This window comes from Pseudoalteromonas rubra (assembly GCF_004212645.1).
GTDB classification, from domain to species: Bacteria; Pseudomonadota; Gammaproteobacteria; order Enterobacterales; family Alteromonadaceae; genus Pseudoalteromonas; species Pseudoalteromonas rubra_G.
Map to the genome: position 1 here is coordinate 51988 of NZ_PPUZ01000035.1, position 22360 is coordinate 74347.

Annotated in this window: 17 protein-coding genes; 7 read left to right on the forward strand and 10 right to left on the reverse strand. The window is 50.1% G+C overall.

What is annotated here, in order from left to right:
* Positions 1-22: 22 nt before the first annotated feature.
* From C3B51_RS13195 to C3B51_RS13210, 3 genes are all read left to right on the forward strand, one after another.
* Positions 23-718: a hypothetical protein gene (locus C3B51_RS13195; protein ID WP_130245333.1), complete on the forward strand. Its 696-nt coding sequence runs from the start codon at positions 23-25 to the stop codon at positions 716-718.
* 1 nt (position 719) lies between these two features.
* Positions 720-983, forward strand: coding sequence for a hypothetical protein (locus tag C3B51_RS13200; RefSeq protein ID WP_130245334.1), 264 nt, complete (start codon positions 720-722; stop codon positions 981-983).
* 285 nt (positions 984-1268) lie between these two features.
* Positions 1269-2240, forward strand: coding sequence for a transposase (locus C3B51_RS13210; protein WP_130245335.1), 972 nt, complete (start codon positions 1269-1271; stop codon positions 2238-2240).
* A gap of 959 nt (positions 2241-3199) precedes the next feature.
* Here C3B51_RS13210 and C3B51_RS13215 read toward each other — a convergent pair.
* From C3B51_RS13215 to C3B51_RS13260, 10 genes are all read right to left on the reverse strand, one after another.
* The gene (locus C3B51_RS13215; RefSeq protein WP_130245336.1) at positions 3200-4288 is read right to left on the reverse strand and encodes an alkene reductase; all 1089 of its coding nucleotides are present in this window, start codon (positions 4286-4288) and stop codon (positions 3200-3202) included.
* Positions 4289-4318: 30 nt separating this feature from the next.
* Positions 4319-5227: an EamA family transporter gene (locus tag C3B51_RS13220; protein ID WP_130245337.1), complete on the reverse strand. Its 909-nt coding sequence runs from the start codon at positions 5225-5227 to the stop codon at positions 4319-4321.
* Positions 5224-5922: a uracil phosphoribosyltransferase gene (gene upp, locus C3B51_RS13225; RefSeq protein WP_130245338.1), complete on the reverse strand. Its 699-nt coding sequence runs from the start codon at positions 5920-5922 to the stop codon at positions 5224-5226. The genes C3B51_RS13220 and upp overlap by 4 nt, the downstream gene beginning before the upstream one ends.
* Before the next feature lie 63 nt (positions 5923-5985).
* On the reverse strand, positions 5986-6672 hold the full coding sequence (locus C3B51_RS13230; protein WP_240701898.1) for a phosphoribosylanthranilate isomerase: 687 nt from the start codon (positions 6670-6672) through the stop codon (positions 5986-5988).
* 344 nt (positions 6673-7016) lie between these two features.
* A complete protein-coding gene (locus C3B51_RS13235) occupies positions 7017-8162 on the reverse strand; it encodes an acyltransferase family protein (RefSeq protein ID WP_130245339.1) in 1146 nt (381 codons plus the stop codon).
* Positions 8163-8314: 152 nt separating this feature from the next.
* Positions 8315-9610, reverse strand: coding sequence for a sensor histidine kinase (locus tag C3B51_RS13240; protein ID WP_130245340.1), 1296 nt, complete (start codon positions 9608-9610; stop codon positions 8315-8317).
* A complete protein-coding gene (locus tag C3B51_RS13245) occupies positions 9610-10290 on the reverse strand; it encodes a response regulator transcription factor (RefSeq protein WP_125721092.1) in 681 nt (226 codons plus the stop codon). The genes C3B51_RS13240 and C3B51_RS13245 overlap by 1 nt, the downstream gene beginning before the upstream one ends.
* Entirely contained in the window at positions 10268-13417 is a 3150-nt protein-coding gene (locus C3B51_RS13250; protein ID WP_130245341.1) for an efflux RND transporter permease subunit, read from the reverse strand. Before C3B51_RS13250 ends, C3B51_RS13245 begins: the two co-directional genes overlap by 23 nt.
* On the reverse strand, positions 13410-14609 hold the full coding sequence (locus C3B51_RS13255) for an efflux RND transporter periplasmic adaptor subunit (protein ID WP_130245342.1): 1200 nt from the start codon (positions 14607-14609) through the stop codon (positions 13410-13412). The genes C3B51_RS13250 and C3B51_RS13255 overlap by 8 nt, the downstream gene beginning before the upstream one ends.
* 228 nt (positions 14610-14837) lie before the next feature.
* Positions 14838-17108: a cytochrome c peroxidase gene (locus tag C3B51_RS13260; protein ID WP_130245343.1), complete on the reverse strand. Its 2271-nt coding sequence runs from the start codon at positions 17106-17108 to the stop codon at positions 14838-14840.
* Between the two features lie 305 nt (positions 17109-17413).
* On the opposite strand from C3B51_RS13260, the gene C3B51_RS23585 reads away from it, so the two are divergent.
* From C3B51_RS23585 to C3B51_RS13275, 4 genes are all read left to right on the forward strand, one after another.
* Complete coding sequence (locus C3B51_RS23585) at positions 17414-17572, forward strand: hypothetical protein (RefSeq protein WP_164518196.1); 159 nt, start codon at positions 17414-17416, stop codon at positions 17570-17572.
* Positions 17573-17902: 330 nt separating this feature from the next.
* On the forward strand, positions 17903-19309 hold the full coding sequence (locus C3B51_RS13265; RefSeq protein WP_240701899.1) for a type II toxin-antitoxin system HipA family toxin: 1407 nt from the start codon (positions 17903-17905) through the stop codon (positions 19307-19309).
* Positions 19306-19779: a helix-turn-helix transcriptional regulator gene (locus C3B51_RS13270; protein WP_206074740.1), complete on the forward strand. Its 474-nt coding sequence runs from the start codon at positions 19306-19308 to the stop codon at positions 19777-19779. Before C3B51_RS13265 ends, C3B51_RS13270 begins: the two co-directional genes overlap by 4 nt.
* A 240-nt stretch (positions 19780-20019) precedes the next feature.
* Positions 20020-22290 (forward strand): TonB-dependent receptor plug domain-containing protein, encoded by a 2271-nt coding sequence (locus tag C3B51_RS13275; RefSeq protein ID WP_165389154.1) that lies wholly within the window; start codon positions 20020-20022, stop codon positions 22288-22290.
* Positions 22291-22360 lie beyond the last annotated feature (70 nt).

Genomic DNA, 22360 nt, shown 5'->3' on the forward strand with positions numbered 1-22360 from the left:
AGGCTTAACACTTGGTGGCCTAGTGTTTGACCCAAGTGTAAGGCAAGACACTTGGGATGGCTTAAACTACCTATACGATAACTACGATACTGTTGTGCCGGGTGCTATTGACGGATGGCTAGACAAATCGTGGGATAGACAACTTAGTGATCTGTTTGTTCTTGGTGGTGAGGTAGCACTTGGTGGTGCTTCAGGTAAGTTTGCTTATCAAACAGGAGCGTATGGCGGAAGCTTAGTTTATCGTGGTATTGATAACTTCGGTAATGGACTATCTAACGCGATTTTTGATACTTTACATAACACTCCATCAACAAGATTGTTGAATAGTCAGCTTGATTCATTCTCTATTGGCTCAGCCAGACTAGACCAACTAACTTGGGGGTATTTACCTGATGAGTGGTCAATGGCAAACCTTTCAGCAGGTTCAACTGTACTAGGTGGTTTACCGGGGCAGTCTGCTTATTACACAACTCATAGTACTTTAGAAGCAGCTGGAAGAAGTCGAGAAGCTTTGTTTAATAGCCTGCAAGTTCTCCCTCACCCGGAGTTTGGTTATAGACCTAAAATGGGTGTTTATGAAGTTCAGCAACCTATCCGTGTGCCGTTTGGAACAGTTCAAGCTAATCCAAACTTGGGGGTAGGTATGGGTGATCAATACTTCATTCAAAACTACCAAAATTACTTAAAGTTAGTCGGTGAAATAGATTTAGGTCAATAATATGAATTTATTATGTGAGCATATTCAAAAGGTTGTTGATATATCAAAGCAACATGGTGTAGATGTTTTGGAGGTCTCAGATGGCTGGACAAAAATCAAACAAGTTGTCCATATGAAATCTGGATTAACATCTGAATTAAAGAAAGAAATAGAAGAACAACAGCTCTGTCTGCGTTATTGGAGTTCTCCTAAAACACCTCATAATGCTGGTGATGAAGGGTTTACATGTGATGCATGTAAAGTAGGAATAACCTTCCCACAATAAAGTTATTAACGCCCTTAGTTTACTGAGGGCGTTTTTGTTGTATCACCGTATCCAGCATCTCGCTTACAAACTTCTGTTTGATGCGGGGTAGCTGGCTGATCTGCTCAATCTGCCGCTCTAATAACGAGGTTGGCCTTTGCGGCGGCAGACAAGGCCAATCAGGCAGCCAATGTCGTTAATGGTGCAGGCAAAGCGGGGAAACAAGCGACACCCACCTAAAAATGGCGTACTTTTGCTATGGCGTCTACGCTTAGAACACGCTCAAAGGATTGAGGAAAATGGACTATGCCAACAGCAAGGAAGAAGCAGTTTAGCTTAAGCGATACCAAATATTATCACTGTATTTCCCGGTGTGTACGTCGGGCGTTTTTATGCGGCGAAGACCGCTTCACAGGCCGCTCATATGAGCATCGGCGAGACTGGGTAGAAGAAAAACTACTGACGCTGGCAAAAGTGTTTTGCATCGAGGTATGTGGCTACGCGGTCATGAGCAACCATACGCATATTGTGCTGTATGTTGATGATAAAAAAGCTGAAAGGTTATCAGATAAAGCGATAGTCATTCGCTGGCATAAGCTGTTTAAAGGCAACTGGCTGACACAAAAATACATCAATGGTAATGAGCTGAGCGAGTCTGAGCACATTATGTTGGCGGCTGACATTACTGAATTCAGACTTCGGCTTGCAAGCATCAGTTGGTTTATGCGAGTGCTTAATGAGAGCATTGCTCGCCGAGCTAATGAAGAAGATGGTTGCACGGGGCGTTTTTGGGAGGGGCGATTCAAGTCACAAGCTTTACTGGATACTGCTGCATTGGCAGCCTGTATGGCTTATGTTGACCTGAACCCAGTCAGAGCCAGAGTGGCTGAAACACCAGAAACTTCGAACTATACCAGTATCAAAAAACGCATTGAGTGTGCACGGCAGGGCAAGCAGCCTAATAGCTTGCGGCGTTTTGCAGGCAATCCAAGAGCAAATATGCCAAGTGGTCTCCCGTTTGATTTGACTTATTACATTCAGTTGGTTGAATTAACAGGCAGATGTATGCGTGCAGATAAACGGGGTTACATCAGTGATAGCCAGCCGCTGCTGGCCAGGTTACAAATAGCGCCAGACAACTGGCTTAAGCTTACCACCCAGTTTACCAAAGTGTTTCATGGTGCTGTAGGGCGAAAGCAGGCAATGACAGATTACTGTGAGCACCTTAACAAAAAGCGACGTGTTAATCTGACTCAGTGTGAGCAGTTACTGGGCTAGCATTATTCGAATTGGCTCCGAACAGACCCGACATATCTATTTTCCCAAACTTAGTTTAGGGGCGCTTTTGTATTGTCTTATCCTGTCTATTTTCAAATATTCCGAGCTTAAATGCGTGCACCTGGCTGCTCAAAGCCCTTGGTGAACGAAGAATCCACTATATTTCAAATTCAATTTGGAACATAGCTCTATGGGCTAGATGAATGTAAGGGTGGGTGTCGCCGTTATTCTATGTGAAGACTATACGTTGTTGACCTTAAGCCTATACTTAATGAGTTTGATGTTGGCAGACTACGGCAAGGAAGAAGAGTATAGTTATTTTATTGGACTCTTTCGCAATTCTTACTTATCTGGCTCTAAGTAAAATTAATACTAGGTCTTATTCTCTACAGATAGCAGCATACTTGAAGGCTAGTGCACTGGATGGTAGGTTATTGTTCTTATTCAGAGTAAAAATTTTAGCAGTGGTTCAGAAGAAACAAGCAGAGTAGGACTTCACCGAGCTTATCAATATTATAATTTTATCTACCTAAGGATAATCATCATCAGAAAGTTACTTGAGAGAGCATCAATTTCGTATGTTGGGTTTCTACTTTTATTTATTTGGTTTTTATTATCAGATAATCCTCTTTATGCATTAGGCTTTGGTGGCGTATTTGTACTGTTTTGTTCTGAACATATATTTAATTTCATGAACCGAAAAAAAGTGTTTGGCATTCAGAAGCTATCAGGCCCTATACTTCAAAGGACTATATCTTTTTTGCTCCCAGGTTTTATTTTGCTTTGCCTGTATTCCCTATTCAGCACATAACAAAAATGCAATGGAGCAAAAGCACTGAGTCAAAATTTATTGTTTCAGACGATTCATTCACTCGCCACTCCAGCTCTAAGAGCAAAACAAAAAAGGGTGATAAATCACCCTTGCGGTCGGTAAAGGAGAGTCAGACCATAAATTAGACTCAGGCGGTCACTGCTGCCTGCTCAAGTGTCGGGTAGTCGGTATAGCCTTCTGCTCCGCCACCATAAAACTTGCTGTCATCTACTTCATTAAATTCGGCGCCTACTCTGGTTCTTTCTACCAGGTCGGGGTTGGCAACAAACAGGGCACCAATGCCCACACCATCACACAGGTCTTGCTGTAAAACCTGGGTGGCAATGGCTGGTGTTGTCGGGCCGTCTTCCCACGACTTATGCGGGTTGAGGATCAGAGGGCCTTGCCACAAATCACGGACCATTTTACTGGTGTCACGGCAGGCCGCTTCCATAATATGTAAATACGCCAGGTTTGTGGGCAGCGCCTTAATCAGAGCCTGATATAGCGGCAGAGTATCGCCTTCGTTAATATCATTGAACTGGTTATGCGGTGAGAGTCGAAGGCCGACTTTATCTGCGCCGATGGCATCACTAACGGCAGCTATCACTTCCAGCGTAAAGCGGATGCGGTTCTCTATGCTACCGCCGTATTCGTCGTCGCGCAGGTTGGTGTTGCTGGCTAAAAACTGATGCGGTAAAAAGCCGTTACCTGCATGGATCTCTACGCCATCAAATCCGCCGAGGATGGCAAACTTAGCAGCCTGCGCAAAATCAGCAATGGTGGCCTGGATCTCTTCATACGTTAGTGCCCTTGGCGGCGCAAAATCTTGCATGCCCTCTGGGGTAAATGTCTGGCCATTTGCGCTGACAGCGGAAGGCGCAACGGACTGGTGTGCACTTGGATACAAGCTGGGGTGGCCAATGCGGCCGCAGTGCATAAGCTGGGCTACAATTTTGCCGCCTTTTTCATGCACCGCATCGGTGACTGGCAACCAGCTTTGCGCCTGTTCATAGGTGTGCAGGCCGGGTGAGTTCATGTAACCCTGGCCAACCTGGTTTGGCTGTATGCCTTCTGTAATAATCAATCCGGCCGTGGCTCGCTGGCTGTAGTAAGTGGCCATTAAAGGGGTGGCCAGGCCAAGTTCAGTAGCGCGGTTGCGGCTCATTGGTGCCATTACAAAACGGTTGTTTGCTTTAATGCTGCCGTATTCAGTTGCGTCAAATAGAGTGTTCATAGCAATATCCTTAATTTTTTGAATTCTGAGTTACGCTTTGGATAGCGCTTTGTCCGTTGCGGGACTCGCTGGTGTTCGGTTAAACAGCTGTTGCTGTGAAATGGCGATGGCCAGTACGATGACACACGCTCCGAGTATTTGACTTAAGGTCAATACCTCCCCGAGCACGAAGTAGCCCAGCAAAGTGGCCGATAACGGGCTGGCAAATGAGATAAAAGACACGGTGACCACAGGCAGCTTTTCAATTGCCTTAAACCACAAGACATAAGCGACCAGCGCGCCAATCAGGCTCAGATAGGTGTAGCCGATAATATTGTTAACCGTTAGTTCACTGGGGAAGCCTTCCTGCACCAGTCCAATTGGCAGCAAAAACAAGCCGCCGACCACCAACTGCCAGCCAGTGAAGGTGTACAAAGACACATCCGTTGGTTTACCCCATCTTTTTGTCAGTACAATGCCGGTTGCCATAGACACAGCACCTGCCAGACCAGCTATTACACCGGCGGTTGGGAGCGCCATATTTGGTTCAAGCACCAACAAAGACACACCCAGAGCACCTATCAGGCAGGCGACAAACTGTCGGGCTTTTAGCTTATTTTTTAACAGCAATGCGCCGAGTAACATCACTATAATGGGTTGACACGACATAACCAGTGCAGCAACACCTCCCGGTAGCAGATAAGCGGCAACAAATAAACAGTAAAAGAAGCCACCGATATTGAGCAGGCCAAGTACGATTGAACGTATCCACCACACGCCTTGTGGCAGCTTACGGCCCAGTAATACCAGCAGGATCCCAGCCGGCAAGGCCCGTAAAACCGACGCGATAAGCGGCTTGTCGGCCGGTAACAGTTCAGTGGTAACAATATAGGTGCTACCCCAGATGGTGGGTGCTATCATCGCAACCACCATCCAAAAAATCAGTTGTTTGTTACTCATACAGCCCCCAGGTCTGTGGTGCCAAAGTAACGGTCGCCAAAGTCGCCAATGCCGGGGATCATAAAGGCATGTTCATTCAGGCATTGCTCAATTGACGAGGTCACTATGGTGACATCCGGAAACTGCGCGGTGACTTTTTCAAGCCCTTCGGGTGAGCAAAGCAAGTTAACAAATGTGATGTTCTCGGGTTTTACGCCAGCTTTGGTCATCACATCAAGGGCGCAAATGGCCGAGCCACCAGTTGCCAGCATAGGTTCGAAAAGCAGTACGTGGAACTTTTCAACGTTATCGGGCAGTTTTGAGTAGTAGAGTTTTGGTAATTTGGTTGTCGGGTCACGCTGGATGAGGATTTTACCAATCGGGATATTCAGATCCAGGCGCCGTAGTTCGTTCTCCATACTTTCACCGGCGCGCACGACAGATACGCCACACAGTGGCATCGCCAGTTCTTTACCAGGGTAAGTTGCGCCAACCGGAGTGGTGACATTCAGCTCCGTGAAGTTCAGTCGCTCCAGGCTTTTTTCCAGTAGCAGGCGAATGATCTGATCGGCGTAAAAGCTAAACTGGCGTTTGTTGGCCGTTTTATCGCGCACCTTGGTATGCAAGTAGTGCAGTCGATCCGTTTGTTCCAGTTCAATGACATTCGCCGCGTTATAGCTGGGCCTGGATAGCGGTCTTAAATTAGTTGCATGCATGGTTTCTCTCCTTAGTGATGAGAGTCAGGTGCGCTCAGTTGTCACCTGACTCAGACAGTTTGATTAAGCATTGATTTCTGCAAAGGCTTTTTGTGCTTCACTGATAAACTTCTGGACTTTGGCGCGGTCTTTACGACCATTTGCACCTTCCAGGCCCGTGTGCGCGTCAATGGCAGCTGGTTTTACTTTGCGGATGGCATCGGCCACGTTCTCCGGATTCAGGCCACCGGCCATCATCAGAGGCTTAGGTGAGCGGCGTACCAACTCTGCACTCACATCCCAGTTGTGTGTCAGGCCTGTTGCACCTTTAGCACCTGTTTTAGGGTCGAAGGTGTCTGTAATGAACATGTCGACGTATTCGGCCACTTCATCAACCAAAGTCAGTAGCTCATCTGCGTTATCTTCCTTCACAACCAAACTCTTCAGAATGTATAAGTCAGGGCGCAGGGCACGCAGTTTTTTCATTTCTGCAACGCTGATGTCGCCATGCAGCTGTACAGCTTTTACACCCAGCTCAGAGCAGAAACCACTGACTTCTTCGGCGTCTATCATATAGCTGATCAGCACGCCCGCCTGAGGCTCACTGAGATCTTTGATTATGCTGATTGCATCACCTTCAGTGATGTCGTCTTTGCCTGAAGGTAAGCGCAGCGGGAAGCCCAGCCATTCAATGCCTTCAGCCAGACATAGTTCTGCTTCTTCACGGTCAATGATGCCAGCGACTTGGATGATGTTAGTGATGTTATTCATGGTATATCTCCTAATTGTTTAAAGTTAAGTTTGCTTAAAGAATCTTGAGTTAAAGATATAGGGGATCTGTGAAGTCGTCAAGTATCTTTGCGTAAAGATATTTGTTTTTTTCTGGTTTTTTTGCCACTTTTATTTTTTGTTGTTTAAATTCAGTGGTTTGTGATTTTTCTGTAGGTATTTAATTTTCAGGTATGAAAAAGGGGATTCGTGAATTGGGGTCGATAACCAAGAAAGAGCGAGGCGAGTGCAGCAAAAATCGGCTTTTATGCCATACGCAGTAAAGTCGCCATGTCTGGATGATTGGCATAACAATCAGTCCGGGTGTGCCTCTGTGCCGGTTATAGTCATCGCTCTTCAGACACTGCGACGCTTTGCGCAGGTTTTGGTTTAGTGGTCTTTAAGCCAAACAGGTAGCGCGTCAGGTTAAATGGCCTGATAACAAAGAGACAAATAACAACGCAGATGAGCAGCGACGAGCACAACAGGCTAAGTGATTTAATCGCAATACCGGCATCCCACTGCACAATGTAATAGGCAAGCGCAACAATCACGGTCTGATGCACAATATAAAACGGATAAATCAGTTCATTGGTCACGTGCAGCCATTTTGGGGTTTGTTTGCACCACGCACTGGCATAACCGACTAAGGTGAGTAAGCCGGTCCAGGACACGAGTGCACTGATAAGCCACCATAGTTGCCAGCGCATATCCAGCGATACATAGTCGCTAATATCAGGTCTGTAATACCAGGCGTAAAATGCGACAGAGCTTACTATCAACCACTTTAAATTGGTGGCGCGGTTGTCTGCCAGCGCTTGCCAGATTTTAGGGTTTTTCATAAAACACATGCCCGCCATAAAAAACAGTAAAAAGAACAGCGAAACAGACAGATTAAATAAGCTTGTATCTTGCGAGCGCATAACGCTTTTAAGGCACAATCGTATCCCTATGACCACCAACCCCAGTAACAGCAAGCCGTGTTTTCGCACCGCGATGCGTTCCATCGCCTGAAGTAAGGTGTGCCCTGATGACGTGCCGAGCATCACATTAACAGGCACAGCCAGCAGCATAAAGATAAATAGAAACTCCACAAACCAGAGGTGGTTTGCATTAAAGGCAAACATCAGGCTGCGATAGGCCTGAGCTAAATTTCGATATTCCTGAATGTGTTCAAAGTAATTCTGTGGCGGCACCACAATCATCATCGCGAAGATAAGCGGAATAAACAACCGATGCACTTTGGTGGTAAGGAATGCGCTTGCCGATACTTTATGGAGCAGTAACACCGACCCGGCACCCGCGATGAAAAAGAGAGTGTGGAGCCTGACTTGCTCAAAATACACCATAATATCATCAAGCACTTTACTCGATTCAGAGTTCATTATGTGCCAGCCATCTCCGTTAAACGGCATAAACACATGGTGCAGAAATACAGCAAAAATCAGCAAGACTCTGAGCCAGTCGAGCTCCGAATATCTGGATTTATACATTTAAATTAGTCCTTTACGGTTAAGCTACCCAACAGTCGGCTATCCATATTCATGTGCTGAGGCGGCGTCATGTTGTTGCAGTGATTAGCATATTATGAAAAAGCCAGTGGAGCAAAACATACACAAAAATGCGGTGTCTGTTCGCAGCAACTTCAATAGCGCTGCGTTAAGATTAATGTTACACAAAAACGCTGCGCATCATGGGTGATATTCAGCTGCCAGCCGAGCTCGTCGCACAGCCTGCGCGCCAGGTCCAGTCCCAGGCCATAACCAGAGGCATTATTTAACTCGTCCGGTGCGCGCGTGTTTTGCGTATTATCCTCAGTGCTATGAGCATACTCACGGTTTTCAATCTCCAAAATATGCTGCGTCTGCGTCACTGAAATCGCGCCATGATGGGTGTGCTGAATGGCATTTCTCAGCAGGTTGCCAATCACAATGGTGGCGCCAGAGTGGGACAGCTCACAATGATAGTCGTCGGTATGCATCGCAACATCAACCTGCTTGCCCTGTTTAAGGTAGGTCAGGTCCTGCATCAGTGTGTCGATCAGCTCGGCCAGTTTAACCGGTCTTAAATCCCGCAGAGGTTGTCCCTTGCGGCTTAGCCATAATAGGGTTTCGGTGAGTGCGACCATGGCCTGGCTGGCGTGGTCTATGCGCATCAGTGCTTTTTGGCCTTTGTCGTTGCGGGGGTCGTCCAGGCGGTGTAACAGCTCTACGCTGCTGCGGATCACGGCAATGGGCGTGCGCAGTTCGTGGCTGGCGTAGCTGACAAACTCCTGCTCCCGGTCGAGGCTATGTTTGACCTGTTGCAGGCTTTGCTGGATAAGTTCCGCCAGTGTGGTCAGCTCGCGATACCTGAATACCGGTGGCGGTTCGTCGAGCGAGTGATGATCCAGCTCGGCAGCCCATGCGTGCAGCTCTGCGACGGGCCGGGTCACGGTGCGCATCAGCATCACCAGGATCGCAGCAAACAGTGCGAGCGTGCCCAGCGCAAAGAGTATCCCTAACATTTCGGGCCCCTGAAACCAGGATTTGGGCGGTGTTTTTGGTGCGCTAAAATGATGGGCCACAAAGCCGGACTGGCCATCGGGCGTTTCAAAAAACATTACAAAGCGGGCTTCGCTGGGCCTTGTCAGCATATTATCCCGGGTAACCAGCTTGTGTAATGTGTTGGTCTCTATTTCCTGGCGGGAAAACGCCGTGCGGATGGGCTCGGGTAAATCCTGCCACTGACTGGCCACCACGAAGTTGTGCGCCTGAACCGGCTGACCGGGCTTGGGATGGTGGGCCTGAGCCATATTCAGCATAGTGCCTTTCATCATGTCATCGAGCCCGGTAAAAAAGCTGTTGGTCCAGAGCACTGACAGCAGACTGATCACCAAAGTGGCCAGCACCAGCAGAGCGGCAAGAATGTAGCGGCGCAAGCTCATGTGTATGGGTGCCATTAAACTTCCTCCTTATGGCAATGTAGCTTAAATCCCTGTCTGGGAATGGCGTCGAGGGTGAGCGCCGGGTCGCATACCGAGAGCGCTTTGCGCAGGTGATGAATATGCACTTTAAGCGCGTTGCTGTCGGGCTGTTCATCGCCCCAGACGGCCTGCAACAGTCCCTGCCGTGTAACCAGATTAGGGTACGCGCGCAGCAGGGTTTCCAGGATCACCATACCGGTGGGGCTGAGCTTGAGGCGGTTTCCCTGATAGCTGGCATCCCGACTATCCAGGTCCAGGCATAATCCGGCCAGCTCCAGCCGTTTTATTTCGCCGCTTTTGCGTTTGGCCAGGGTTTTTACCCTGACCACCAGCTCCATCATGGCAAAGGGTTTAACCAGGTAATCGTCACAGCCGGTGGCAAAACCGGCCAGTTTGTCTTCAAGCTGATCTCGTGCCGTGAGCATGATCACTGAGGTATCGTCGCCTTCGTCGCGCAGTGCTTGACAGATCTGCAGGCCATCCATACGCGGCAGATTCAAATCCAGAATGATCACCTGATAGTGATTGTCGCGGATCAGGTTGAGCGCGGCGACCCCGTTGGCTGCGTGGTCGCAGATGATGTTTTCCAGCTCAAAGTAATCAATGATGTTACCGGCCAGTGCCAGGTCATCCTCAACTAAAATGACGTTGATCATTTGGAACATGCTCCGTACGGGTGGGGCTGAATCGGCTCATCAGGTTAGCAATATCGTGGCTGATCAGCAGTAACACAGGAATTAAAAACAAGGTGATGGCAGTGGCAAACAAGATGCCGTAGCCCAGCGATGCCGCAGCGGGGATCAAAAACTGTGCCTGCTGAGAGGTTTCGCCCAAAATCGGGTACAGCCCGGCAAAGGTGGTCAGTGACGTCAGCAGTATTGCGCGCAGGCGACCTGTGCAGGCTTCAAGTAGCGCATTTTGCATGGTTTTCCCCTCATTGCGATAGCGATTAAACTGGCTGACCAGCAGCAGGCTGTCGTTGATCACCACGCCACTGAGCGCCAGTATGCCATTTAAGGATAGAATACTGAGCGTTAAACCTAAGCCCCAGTGTCCTAAAATCGCGCCTACAAAGCCAAACGGGATCACCGACATGATGATCAGCGGCTGCCAGTAGGACTTCAAAGGGATAGCCAGCAGCGCATAGATGGCCAGCAGCGCCAGCAGGTAAGCCGAGCTCATGGAGTCGGTGGCTTCTTTTTGGTGCTCAGCTTCTCCGGCAAAGTGCAGCGTCAGATCCGGGTACTGCGCACGTAGCTCTGGGACCACGCTTTGTTCCAGTTTGGCCACCAATTCCGTGGGGGTCAGCTGGGTTTTATTCACCGCAGCGGACACGGTGACCGCTCTGACGCCGTTGATACGGGTAATGGACTGCACTTCGCTGGTATAGATCACTTTAGCAACGTTGCCCAGCGGCACGGTTCGCCCGTCCGGGGCACGTACCCGGGCTGCAAGCACATCCCCTTGTTCGCTGCGTTCATCCAGCGGGTAGCGAACCCTTACTTTGACTTCATCTTTGTTGCGCATATAGCGTTGTACCACTTCTCCGCCAAAGGCTTGCAACAGCTGGCGTGCCAGTAGCTGGGTGGTAAAGCCGCGCATTTCGCCCTCTTCGGTCACTTCAAAGCGCATCGTTGCTTCGCCCGGAGCCAGCGAGCTGTCGATGCTGTGTACGCCTCTGATGTCGCGCAGCGCCTGCTGCAAGGTCGCTTCGGCGGCCTCTAACGTTTCGTCGCTGGTACTTTTTAGTTCCACCTTAAAGTTGGAGACGCGTGCCAGTTGTGCCTGAATGTGCAAGGTTTTACTGGCCTCCGGGGTGCCAGCGATGGCGCGCCAGCGTTTTGCCAGTTCGCTCAGGGTATAGGGCTGGGTGCCGGCCAGCTCCACATTGAGTGTGCCGCTCTGATCGCCTGTGGCACTGACCGACACGCTGGCGATGTGGCTGACATTTTGCTCGTCCAGTAATTGCTGTTCGGCCTGATACAGTTGGGCCTCCAGCTGATCCAGGTTACGGGCAGTCTGGCCAAAACTGGCGTCGTTATAAAGTGTCATGGTGGCGGTGATGGTATCCGCTGGCAGTCCGGGGAAAAAGCCCACTCTGACCATGCCCTGGGTGATCAGGCTGATGGCCAGAAAAAATAGTGCAACAAAGCCCATCAGTGCGGCGTAGCGAAAGTGCATTACGCGCTTCAGTGCCGGCTTGTACAGGCGCTGATTAAAGCCAGTCAGTAAACCGTCTGCCCTTTGTTGCACGCGATGCCATAGCACCGCGATGCGGTTTGGCTGCTTTTGGGGGGGGTGTCGGGTGTGAATGTGCGCCAGATGCGCCGGTAAGATCAGTTTAGACTCCACCACAGATAGCAACAAACATAAGGTGACCACAGTGCCAAACTGCGCATACAGAACGCCCAGCCCGCCCGAGATATTGGCCAGTGCCGCAAAGGCCGCGACGGTCGTTAATACGCCAAACAAAGTAGGAACCGCGACCAGATGGGTGCCTTTGATGGTGTTACTGAGGGTGTCGCCAAAGCGCTTTCGGGTGGTGTAAATACTTTCACCCACCACCACGGCGTCGTCCACGACTATGCCCAGCGCCATAATAAAGCCAAAGGTGGTCATTTCGTTGAGGGTCATGCCCGTGTAGGGCTCAGTCATAAAGTACAGGCTGCCAAAGAACACAAAAGGCAGGCCCGCAGCAACCCAGAAAGCCACTTTCAGGTTTAAAAATAACGCCAGTACCATAAACACCAGGGCAATACCGCTCAGTGCGTTCAGGCTCAGCAGGCTCAGGCGCTCGGTGATCAGCTTAGAATTGTCGTACCAGGTGATAAGCGAAGCGCCTTCAGGCAGCTTGCTTTGCCACTTGGCCACCACGGCTTTGGCCTGTGCCACGCTTTTACTCATGTCGCCATACTCGTCCATCACTATGGTAATGCCATAGGTGGGATGACCGTTAAACCGGGCCAGATGAAAGCTGTCATCGGCAAAGGTGTCTTGTAATGTGGCAACGTCACTGAGTCGAATGCTTTTGCCCGCAGCGGTGGTCGCGACCATAATCGAGGCAAAATCGCTGGCATAGAGCGCCTGCTCTGCGGCTTTGAGGCGCAGTACCTTATCCGGGTTACGCAAGCTGGTGGTCAGTGCCGTGCCGGAATACTGATTAATGGCCTCGGCCACGTCGCTGAAACTGAGCTGATAGGCCTGCAGGCGCGCCTCGTCGATTTCAATAGCCACCAGCGGATCGCGATGATCGTTTTGGTTGAGTGTGGCGATATTGGGCTGCGCCAGTAAGTCGTCGGCAAGCTGGCTGCCCAGGGTTTGCAGTGTCTGAGTCGACAGCTCGCCAAACAGCTGCACCCGGATCACTTCCTGCTCCCGCTGAGCCGTGGTGATCACGGGTTTTTCGGCGTCTTCTGGCAGGTTGTAGATGGCATCAACCTGGTTTTTAATGTCTCTTTGTAAGGTATCCAGATCATGTTGCGAGGTTTTTTCTACCAGTACCTGCACACTGCTGGCGCTGGCCGTGGTGGTAACGCGCTTGATCCCTTTGACGGATTCCAGGGCATTTTCTATGGCGATTGCAATACCTTGCTCAGCCTGGGCGGCACTGCCGCTGGGGTAGGCTACGCTGATCTGTACCGTGTCCGGGTCTTGTTGCGGAAAGCCTTCTTTGCGCAGACTACCTGCGCTGCTTAGCCCCAGCAGGATCACCGCCAGCATAAGCAGGTTAGCTGCGACCGGGTTTTTGGCAAACCAGGCAATAATTGAAAAACGTTCAGTCATGGGCGCGCTCCTCTGTCACTGGGGTGACCTTCATGCCGTCGAGGTAGGCACTGAGCGGGCGCAGCACTATGTTAGCCTGGTGCATGCCTTTGCGGGCCTTGATATAAACGGCGCCGTGCTGGCGAAACTGGATCTGCGGGGTAAAGTGCGCCAGACGATTTTCCTCATCGACATACCAGATATGATTTTGCTGCGACAAGGCTGACGCGGGAATGCGCCACAGGTCGTTTTGCTCCACGCCCTGAATGTGCACCTTAACATAGCTGCCAAAGTACAGCGGCTGAGCCTGATCTAGGGGATTGTCTACGCTGACAATGGCCAGGCGCTGGCGCGACTGAGGGTCAATATGCTGACTCAGACGCGTTACCTGGCCGTACCATTGTGTGTCTGCGGTATCGCTTGTGGCATCGTTGAGCGTAACCGACCAGCCGCCCTCGGGCATCGCCTGAGTGGGCAGGTGCTGCCATTGCTCGGCGCTGAGCTCAACGGATACTTCGGCCTGCGCTGTGCTGTAGAGTGTGGCAATGGGGCTGCCCGGTTGGACATAACTGCCAGGTTGTACAGAGCGCGTGACTATAGTGGCATCAAAGGGCAGGGTAAACTGGCTGGCGGCGAGGTTATATCGGGCACTCTCTAGTTCCGCTTTCGCTAAACTTAGCTGCGTGGCCACCACGTCTTGCTGTGGAGCACGTAAAGAAGACAAGATCCCATTACTGTCGGTGCTGGCCAGCTGGCGCCACTGCGCCTTGTTTGGCGAGGTCTGCAACTTTTCTTCTTCCGCATCCAGCCTGGCTTGTGCCAGTGATACTTCGGCACTGGCCAGCGCCTGTTGCAGCTGGGTGTCGTCTATGCGTGCCAGTACCGTCCCCGCCGACAGGCGTGCGCCTTGCTTAAAGTCAGGGTGTAGCTGAGTCACCCGGCCGCCCACCTCGCTACTGAGCGTCAGTGCGTGAGTGGCCTTGACCGTGCCATACGCTGTAATGACCCGAGTGTAACTGGCCGCTTGCACGGTCGTGACCGTGACCTGAGGCAGGCTCAGGGCTGCGCCCGTTTGTTGGCGTTGCTCAGAGCCTGGCTGAGGCTGGGCCTGTGCTTCGGCACCACCCAGAGAGGGGATTGCAAAAACAATGGCAGCACACAGGCCACAAAAAGCCAGCTGGGTAATGAGTAAACGGTTGTTGAGTAACGTCATGATGAACTCTCTGAATAAGCACTTAGGTTTGCCCGCCGATTTTTGATGCGGGTAAAAAGTAACCGCCAGTCTAAAGAGCGTGCGGTTAAAGGCGGGTTAAAGAGATTTGTATGCGCTGCAAGTCTTTGATTAAACTGTGAAGAAGAAAAAAGCCGCAGGGTGTTTTCTACGGCTTTGGGGTTGATATCACGGTTTCTGATATCGTGTGGGCAAAACAGAGCGAGGACTCTAGTTTAGCTTGCGGTTCTGTTTATGAGCCTTTAGGTGGTCAGGGCGAATGAGGTCGACCTGAATACTCACGCCCTCATTCTGGCCATCACCTGAGAGCAAAAAGTAATACCAGCCGGGGGCTGCGCCGTCGATGCGCAGAAACTCGGTGTTATCTGCTGAGCGTGAGGCAAAGGTATACATGCTGGTGCTGGGCCAGAAGTTGCTTACAAACAGGTCGCTGTTGCCGACGCCGTGTCGGGTGCGAATTTCCAGCGTGCTACCCGGCTCAGTCACTTTGACAAAAAAGTAACTATCACCAGAGGATGCACATTGGGCTCGACCAGGCATAAGCTCAGCATAGCCACTGGGCAGGCCCTGCTCACAGGCATTGACGATATCGCGGGGTTGCTCACCGGGCTCACGCAGGGCGCTGTCGATACCCGCTGCAATGGTCAGTCCTTCATAGCCCTGCGGATCCAACACAGAGACAAAGTGGCGGCCCCGATTGACGGTCACTTTCAGCACCTGCTCGGTGCCTGTGCCGCGCGATATGGCCTGAGCATTCGCCGTACTGGCCCATTGGTCGGCGTTGTAAAACAGGCGAGGGCGTCCTGCGCCACCACGGCTGCTGAAATACAAGGTGGTGTTATCCTGTGTGACATCCACATAAAAATAATGGGCTTTGCCCGATATACACTCACCCTGTGCCAGCAACAAGCGGCTGCCAGTTACCGCCGTATCGCCCTGACGGCAGTCTGCGGGCAGATACAAGGGCACACCCTGATAGTTTTTGGCAAACAGTTGCAGGCCATCCGGATCGCCTTCCTGTGGTTGCGGCAGCCAGGCCATGAGGCACTCAGCTTGCTTTACACATGGATCGGTCAGGGCCTTCATAAAGTTGACCAGATCCGCTTTTTCCTGAGTGCTCAGCTCCAGTTTACGCAGTACCGGGGCACCATCGGCAATTTCATCATCGATGATTTTAGCGGCGGCATCGGTGTGCTGGCGGGTGTCGGGGAACAAGTCGACACAATTTTCTATGTCTTTGAACTGTGGCTGTCTGCACCAGCCCTGGTTGTCTATGTAGTTATCTAATACAGCATGGTAATCATCGTAATGCTCAACCACTTCCTCCAGCGTATCGTAGCTGCCCGCATGCCCATAGGGGCCGGTGACCTCGACGTTCAGCAGGGTTGTGGAGCGAAAGCTGTAGATGTCATCCAGGCTCTGGTTGCGCAGCATACGGCCGCGATCATTGCTTTCATCGCCAGGCTCACCGATCCCCGGCCCAATTTGCGGAAATGCCAGACGGTGGTGATTGGTGCCTTTGGTCTGACTAAAGCTGTCGGTGTTGTGGCAGCCAATGCACTGGGTGGGCAAGAAATCAGGCTCGCTGCCACCATCTGATGGTGGCGGAGGCATATAAAGATACAGGTAGGCGCCGCGTTTTTCGGATTCACTCAGCGCGTTTTTATCACCCTGAACGTAGCGGTTCCAGGGGTTGTCGGTAAAATTCATCGACTGCTGATAGGCCGCCAGTGCGCGGGTGATATTATCGAAAGTAACGATTTCTTCGGCACTTTTATCGCCATAGACCGCGGCAAAATAATCCCGCCACTGGTTGCGAAACAGCTCGCCCTGGGCGCTGCCATAGTTGCCGATACGTGCTGCCAGATGGGCCCTGACGGCTTCATTGGGCGCGCCTTTCATAAACTCAAAGCCCTGCATCTCAGAGGGGGTAACGACCGGAAAGCGCGCTTGCGCTGCTAACAAAGAGTCACCCGCATTGGGGTCGGCTTCACCATGAGGTACATCCGGTGTACTGATCCCCTGCTCGGGGTTCAGCCAGTCCAGAAACTCTACCCGGGCATCACGAAACAAACTGCGTTTATGCACCCAGGCATTGAAAATACTGGGCGAGTTACGTGGCACATAAAATTGCCCTGTGGTGGTTTTACGGCCCGGCCCGAGTACATCCGGGTCTTGCGCGAGTGTGCCCACGGGCAGGGAGAGGCCATCACCGCCACCCAGATAAGGGTGGTGACAGCTGGCACAGGCGACTTGCTTATCGCCACTGAGCGCTTTGCTAAAAAACAGCAGCTTACCCAGTTTGACTTCGGGGTCATCGACGCCGGGTAAGTCAAAGCCGTTATCGGGTTTGCCTGTCAGGCCATGCTGAGCAATGAGCTCAGTGAGCGCCTGATCTAAGTCATCAGGGATGGGCAGCGCGTGTGCGTTAAACGCGCTGCCCACTAAAAGTGCAATGGCACTCGTTTTAACCTTTCTCATGTTGATCTTCCTTTCACTACAGTTGCTTTAGTACGGACGGGCCGGCTCAGAGGTTAAGCTAACGTGTTCTGGGTTAAATAAAGGTTAAAGTTGGTGTGAGTAGAAATATTCCCAATTGGCTAATAATGCACTTTAGAAAATGGAGTGATCAAAGTATGAGCTATTTTTATAAATGTTTTTTAATGAATGATTGTTTATTAATCTCGGTTTGATTTAAATAAATATTTCATCTATTTCGGCTTTTTGCGACTATAAAAACCTGATACTGTGTTCGCGAAATATGTAACTAACCAAAGGAAATTAAAATGTTACTTAAACTAAGCAAAAAGACCGTTAAAAACCTTAACACCTCTTCTGCTAAACTTAACCCACAGCAAACTCCACAGATTGCTGGTGGTACTAACCTGGACACACTTATGTGTCTGAAAACCATGCAGTGCCCGCAAACCTGGCAGTGCGCTTAATTGCTATTGTATGACCTGAACAGGCGCCCCAGAGGGTAACCTGACAAGGTGATATTTTTAGTTTCTTGCTAGACAATGTTGTTGATCGTAGGCCAGTTTACTGGCCTGCTTTATGTTTCTGAGCGCAGTGTGGTGATTCAGAAATGCCCCTCCTCCATCTCATCTTCAAGCGCAAATTTGGTAAAACTTGCATCAGCCATAGCCTTGGTTACATTGCTTAATCACACTGAGTATCCGCTCATGCATTAATGAGTAGCTAGATGCGCATTAAATTGAATTATAGTAATTAATGAGGTCCCTTTTACTCATTATTTGCAGGTGTGCCATATAATGAGTAAACTTCTGTACATTAGCCTATCAGTGGACTTTATGATGGAAGAAGTGACTTTACAGGCGTTTGTCGCAGCGCAATGGCATGACATAGCGATTATCTCTTTTCCACAAAGTAGCGAAGGAAACTACCAGCTAACAGAGCTCTCGTATCTCGATGACTATATTTTAGCACATCTAGAGAAGGACGATTTTCACGCCGCCTCCTTGAACTATCCAGTTTCTTTTTTCTTTGACGACAGCGATGAATCGGGCTGGCTGGCGTTTTTAGATGATATTGTACCAAGTGGCGCAAGCAGGCGTTTCTGGGCAAAGTTCCTGGATATAGAAGATCTCAGGCCGGATGAACAAAATTTTATTTTGCTTAAACATGGCACTATGTCACCAGTAGGTAATTTGCGTATCAAAGAGTCCCTGCCTGATCGAGAAGAGGTTGCCGACACACTCTATTTTTCCTTCGATGATGTGAAAAATCGGGCAAGTGACTTTCTGGATTATGCTCAGCAAAGGGGAGCTGCTGCAGGAGGTGCAACTGGAGCTGGTGGTGAAGCGCCCAAATTGTTACTGCGATGTTCAATGGAACAAGATGTTAATCGACGTAGGATTTGGATAGACCCTTACCAGGACGATAACGCAGATCAGGATTTGCACTACCTAGTAAAATATCCCAGAGGTGCCAAAGCAGAAATAGATTGCAACATTCTGCGTGCTGAGTTTCATTACTACCATGAGCTTACCAGCATGGGAATAAACACCATCCCGATTAAGCATATGCGCCTTGAAGAAGGAATTAGCTACCCCTCTTTATGGCTGCCGAGGTTTGATATCTGGACTGATGAACACCAGTGCCGCAACAGGTTTGCTATGGAGTCTGTTTATTCTATTTTAGGAAAAAGACCTGGCACTACTTTGTACCATGAGGAAACGATCAGGGCGCTCATTCATAAAATAAACAACAGTCATATGGTGACAGAACAGGGCTATCAGTTTGATAGTCAGCGATTTGTTATAGAGTGGGTTAAGCGCGACTTGCTAAACATTATATTTGGCAATAGTGACAACCACGGCCGCAATACATCGTTTCTAAAAGGGGATGGCTTTATTGAACTTGCACCTATTTATGATTTTGCGCCTATGAAAGCCGACCCAGAAGGGATCCCCCGTACAACGAAATGGTATCAGCCGCTAGAAGTTGGAGGAACTTATGACTTTATTGGTATTGCCGAGTCACTTTGCGATTTGGTGCCGCCTGACATGTTGCTGAGCGTGCTGAGAGACATTGCACATCAATGCCTGGATCTTAAACAGCGTCTTGCTGATAGAGGCGTGCCAGAGCAAATTTTGACCATGCCATCAATTGGGTTTGATCATATTCCAAATAAGTTCTCAAAATGGGGGCTCATATGAAACTAAAAATCACACCTGCACCTGACCGTAAAATAAAGGAGACGGTTGCAAAAGTTAAGGCAAACAGAGTAAGAGCGACTCAGGTGAGGCGCGAAGCGTCTACAGAGGCCAAGCCTCCAGGGCAAGGTTTAAAGGCCCAAAGAGTCTCAAAGAACACGACCTCAGTCAGTGCGGCAAGGCGCAAAGGCATCGCCAGTCAGATAATTAGACGATTGTTATTTGGTGAGCTTACTCAGGGACAGGCACTGAAAGAGTTACGCATCAATGTACTGGGCTTGAAGCAAGAGGTTTACGCAAATTTAGTAAACATCTCTCGCAAAACACTCTCAGATATAGAAAACGACCGTGGAAATTATAAAACCGAAGTATTAAACAAGGCCTTCAAGCCATTCGGCCTAAAAATCGGACTGGTACCAACATCTTCGGCAATGTTGATGAGCATCCTAGAGGGAGAGCCGCCAACACGTTAGTTGACCGGCAAAGAGAGCATTAACTGAATATTTTGCACGCCAATTCGGTTGTGTTACTCCGTTGTGGAGCTAAAAAAACAAGGGGAAGTTTCAGAGAAGAAGGCGTTTTGTGCTCACCTGAAGCCCCCTATGTTGCAATGCCTGCAATGTGCGACTATTACTTTAGAGGTACTTTTACCGCGAAAGATGCAGGCAGATATGCTACGCAGTGCGACAAAAAAAATGATGCCTTTGATGTGTATGTTGGCGTCAACGGTTTCGGGTGCAAATGAAGCTGATTCAGGCCTGTTTGCGCTGGAGCTGGACGACTTGCTCGAATTGACGGTCACGTCAGGCTCTAACCGGGCGGAGCAGTTTCGCCACACACCGGCGTCAATACAGGTGATCACTGAGCAGGATATTACACAACGTGGTAACACCGCTCTGAGCGAGGTTCTCGCCGATATCTCTGGTGTTGACATCAGCACGTCTTATGGCGCTGATCATGCGCTGTTCTATCAACGAGGTTATCGCACACCCAGTAATCAACGTACTCTGGTTATGGTGAATGGGGTGATCAATAATCACCTGTGGGGACATGATTTTCCGCTTAATCGCCAGACACCATTGACCATGATTGAGCGTATTGAAGTGTTGTCGGGTCCTGCCGGGGCGGTATATGGTCCGAACGCATTTCTTGGCGTAATTAACATCATCACCAAAAAAGGGAAAGCGCTGGAGCAAGACGGCCATAAGGTGAGCGTACAGGCACAACTGGCCGACTTTGGCAGCCAAGCGCTGGACTTAAATTTTTTGGGTAAGGTGCAGCGCTGGAGCTATTGGCTGGGTCTTAAGCAGTTCAAAAGCGATGGCCCCGGGGTCGATGACTTTGCCCAGTGGGGGTTTGTTGATGAACAGTATCTTTCGGATCCCCGCTTCTGGGGGCCGGTACTGAATTATGGCCATGGTGGCGTGCCTTATGGTCAGTACGTCTCTAAAGATGATGAAAGCGGCGTGTTTGGTGAGGTCAGTTTCGATACTCTGACCCTGGGGGTTAATAACTGGGTTAATCACAATGGCTATGGATTGCAGTTTGCCTTCGACAGGGGCCAGCCTAATGCGCGCTGGAGCCGGCGAACCAGCTCCTATTATCTCAGGCATGAAACCCCTTTGTTTGACAAAGGAATGTTAAAGCACTTCATTCGCTATCGTTCAGAGCAACGTTATGGCGACTGGGCTGAGGCCAGTCCGGATCCGTTAAGTGCGCAATCACGCAACTCTTATGTGACTATTTCTGACTGGAACTCGGCCAGCACCTCGTGGAAAGTACGCCAGGATTATGAGTATCAGTACAATGATGAAGTGCACCTGGCGGCAGGGTTGAAATACGAGCGTAAGGAGCTTACCTCCACTTATGAGATCTGTGGCTACTGGGCTTCTGCCTATTGCTCTTTTGAAGATCCGGCAGATCTTGGCCCCTATGGGCTGGGCAAAGGTGTGTATTATTCGACTGATTCGGATATGCTGGTAACTCGTTACCTATTAAGAGACATGCCGGATGCCAATCTGGTGACCACCATAGATAAAGGCGTGTATTTACGGACCAGTTACAAGCAAGCTGATTGGTCGCTCAGTGGCGCGATACGCTGGGACAACAACTCTGTGTATGGCACGTTTATCAAGCCGCGCGTTGCGCTGACTTATGACATTAATACCACCAATACCATTAAGGCGATTTATGCTACGGCGTTTCAGGAACCTGCCCCGGTGCAGTTATATGGCGGGTGGAACGGGCGTAATGCCAACCCAGAGCTGGCCCCGGAAGAAGTCAAAGACTTAACCCTTACCTGGATGAATCAAAGCGGGGCCTGGTTTAGCGATCTGTCGGTTTATTACAGTCGCTATAACAACGTTATCAAAGAAGAAGCGGATAATGCCGGTGAGCGCGACGTATTGGGAGCAGAATGGCGGCTGCGTTATGAAGCCGAAAACCCCTGGTTTGATGCCCCCCAGATAAGCGCCTTCATGAATTACAGTTATACCAAAACCACCAGCCATATTAACTTTGATCATCAGCTGGGCGTGTGGGTAGGTGACGGCACGCCAGCGTGTGAGGACGATGCCGCTGCATGCGGACAATACCGGGTCGACCTGGGCGACATTGCGCCCCATAAGTTGAACTTGGGTTTGAACCTGCCATTGAGCACCCGCTTGAGCATTAATACCCGCCTGAACTACGTCTCTGAAAAATCGCTATACCTGCGCAATCCGCTGCGCCAGCAAGGCACCAAACTCGGTGACTATTTGGTGACAAATATGAGCCTGGTCTGGCAGCAGGACGCATTGAGTGTGCATCTGAAAGTGAAAAACCTGTTCGACAGCCAGGTGTATCATGCCGGGAGTGAACAGGGCAGCTCAGGCAACCAGTTCCGCGATGAGGACGGCGATTTACTGCGTTCTCAGGGGTTCTACAACTCTATTTTTCCTCAGGTGGGGCGTAACTGGGAGCTGGGCGTGACCGTGGTGTTTTAAATTTTGCCCGGTTGGCGCATTTTATAACGTTCTGTATTCAAGTCTGAATTATGCAGCGTGGGCAGAATAG

Excerpts from the sequence above, each read along its gene's own strand:
- C3B51_RS13200 (WP_130245334.1), top strand. The coding sequence starts at position 720 with ATGAATTTATTATGTGAGCATATTCAAAAGGTTGTTGATATATCAAAG.
- C3B51_RS13210 (WP_130245335.1), top strand. The coding sequence starts at position 1,269 with ATGCCAACAGCAAGGAAGAAGCAGTTTAGCTTAAGCGATACCAAATAT.
- C3B51_RS13215 (WP_130245336.1), bottom strand. The coding sequence starts at position 4,288 with ATGAACACTCTATTTGACGCAACTGAATACGGCAGCATTAAAGCAAAC.
- C3B51_RS13220 (WP_130245337.1), bottom strand. The coding sequence starts at position 5,227 with ATGAGTAACAAACAACTGATTTTTTGGATGGTGGTTGCGATGATAGCA.
- upp (WP_130245338.1), bottom strand. The coding sequence starts at position 5,922 with ATGCATGCAACTAATTTAAGACCGCTATCCAGGCCCAGCTATAACGCG.
- C3B51_RS13230 (WP_240701898.1), bottom strand. The coding sequence starts at position 6,672 with ATGAATAACATCACTAACATCATCCAAGTCGCTGGCATCATTGACCGT.
- C3B51_RS13235 (WP_130245339.1), bottom strand. The coding sequence starts at position 8,162 with ATGTATAAATCCAGATATTCGGAGCTCGACTGGCTCAGAGTCTTGCTG.
- C3B51_RS13240 (WP_130245340.1), bottom strand. The coding sequence starts at position 9,610 with ATGGCACCCATACACATGAGCTTGCGCCGCTACATTCTTGCCGCTCTG.
- C3B51_RS13245 (WP_125721092.1), bottom strand. The coding sequence starts at position 10,290 with ATGATCAACGTCATTTTAGTTGAGGATGACCTGGCACTGGCCGGTAAC.
- C3B51_RS13250 (WP_130245341.1), bottom strand. The coding sequence starts at position 13,417 with ATGACTGAACGTTTTTCAATTATTGCCTGGTTTGCCAAAAACCCGGTC.
- C3B51_RS13255 (WP_130245342.1), bottom strand. The coding sequence starts at position 14,609 with ATGACGTTACTCAACAACCGTTTACTCATTACCCAGCTGGCTTTTTGT.
- C3B51_RS13260 (WP_130245343.1), bottom strand. The coding sequence starts at position 17,108 with ATGAGAAAGGTTAAAACGAGTGCCATTGCACTTTTAGTGGGCAGCGCG.
- C3B51_RS23585 (WP_164518196.1), top strand. The coding sequence starts at position 17,414 with ATGTTACTTAAACTAAGCAAAAAGACCGTTAAAAACCTTAACACCTCT.
- C3B51_RS13265 (WP_240701899.1), top strand. The coding sequence starts at position 17,903 with ATGAGTAAACTTCTGTACATTAGCCTATCAGTGGACTTTATGATGGAA.
- C3B51_RS13270 (WP_206074740.1), top strand. The coding sequence starts at position 19,306 with ATGAAACTAAAAATCACACCTGCACCTGACCGTAAAATAAAGGAGACG.
- C3B51_RS13275 (WP_165389154.1), top strand. The coding sequence starts at position 20,020 with ATGTTGGCGTCAACGGTTTCGGGTGCAAATGAAGCTGATTCAGGCCTG.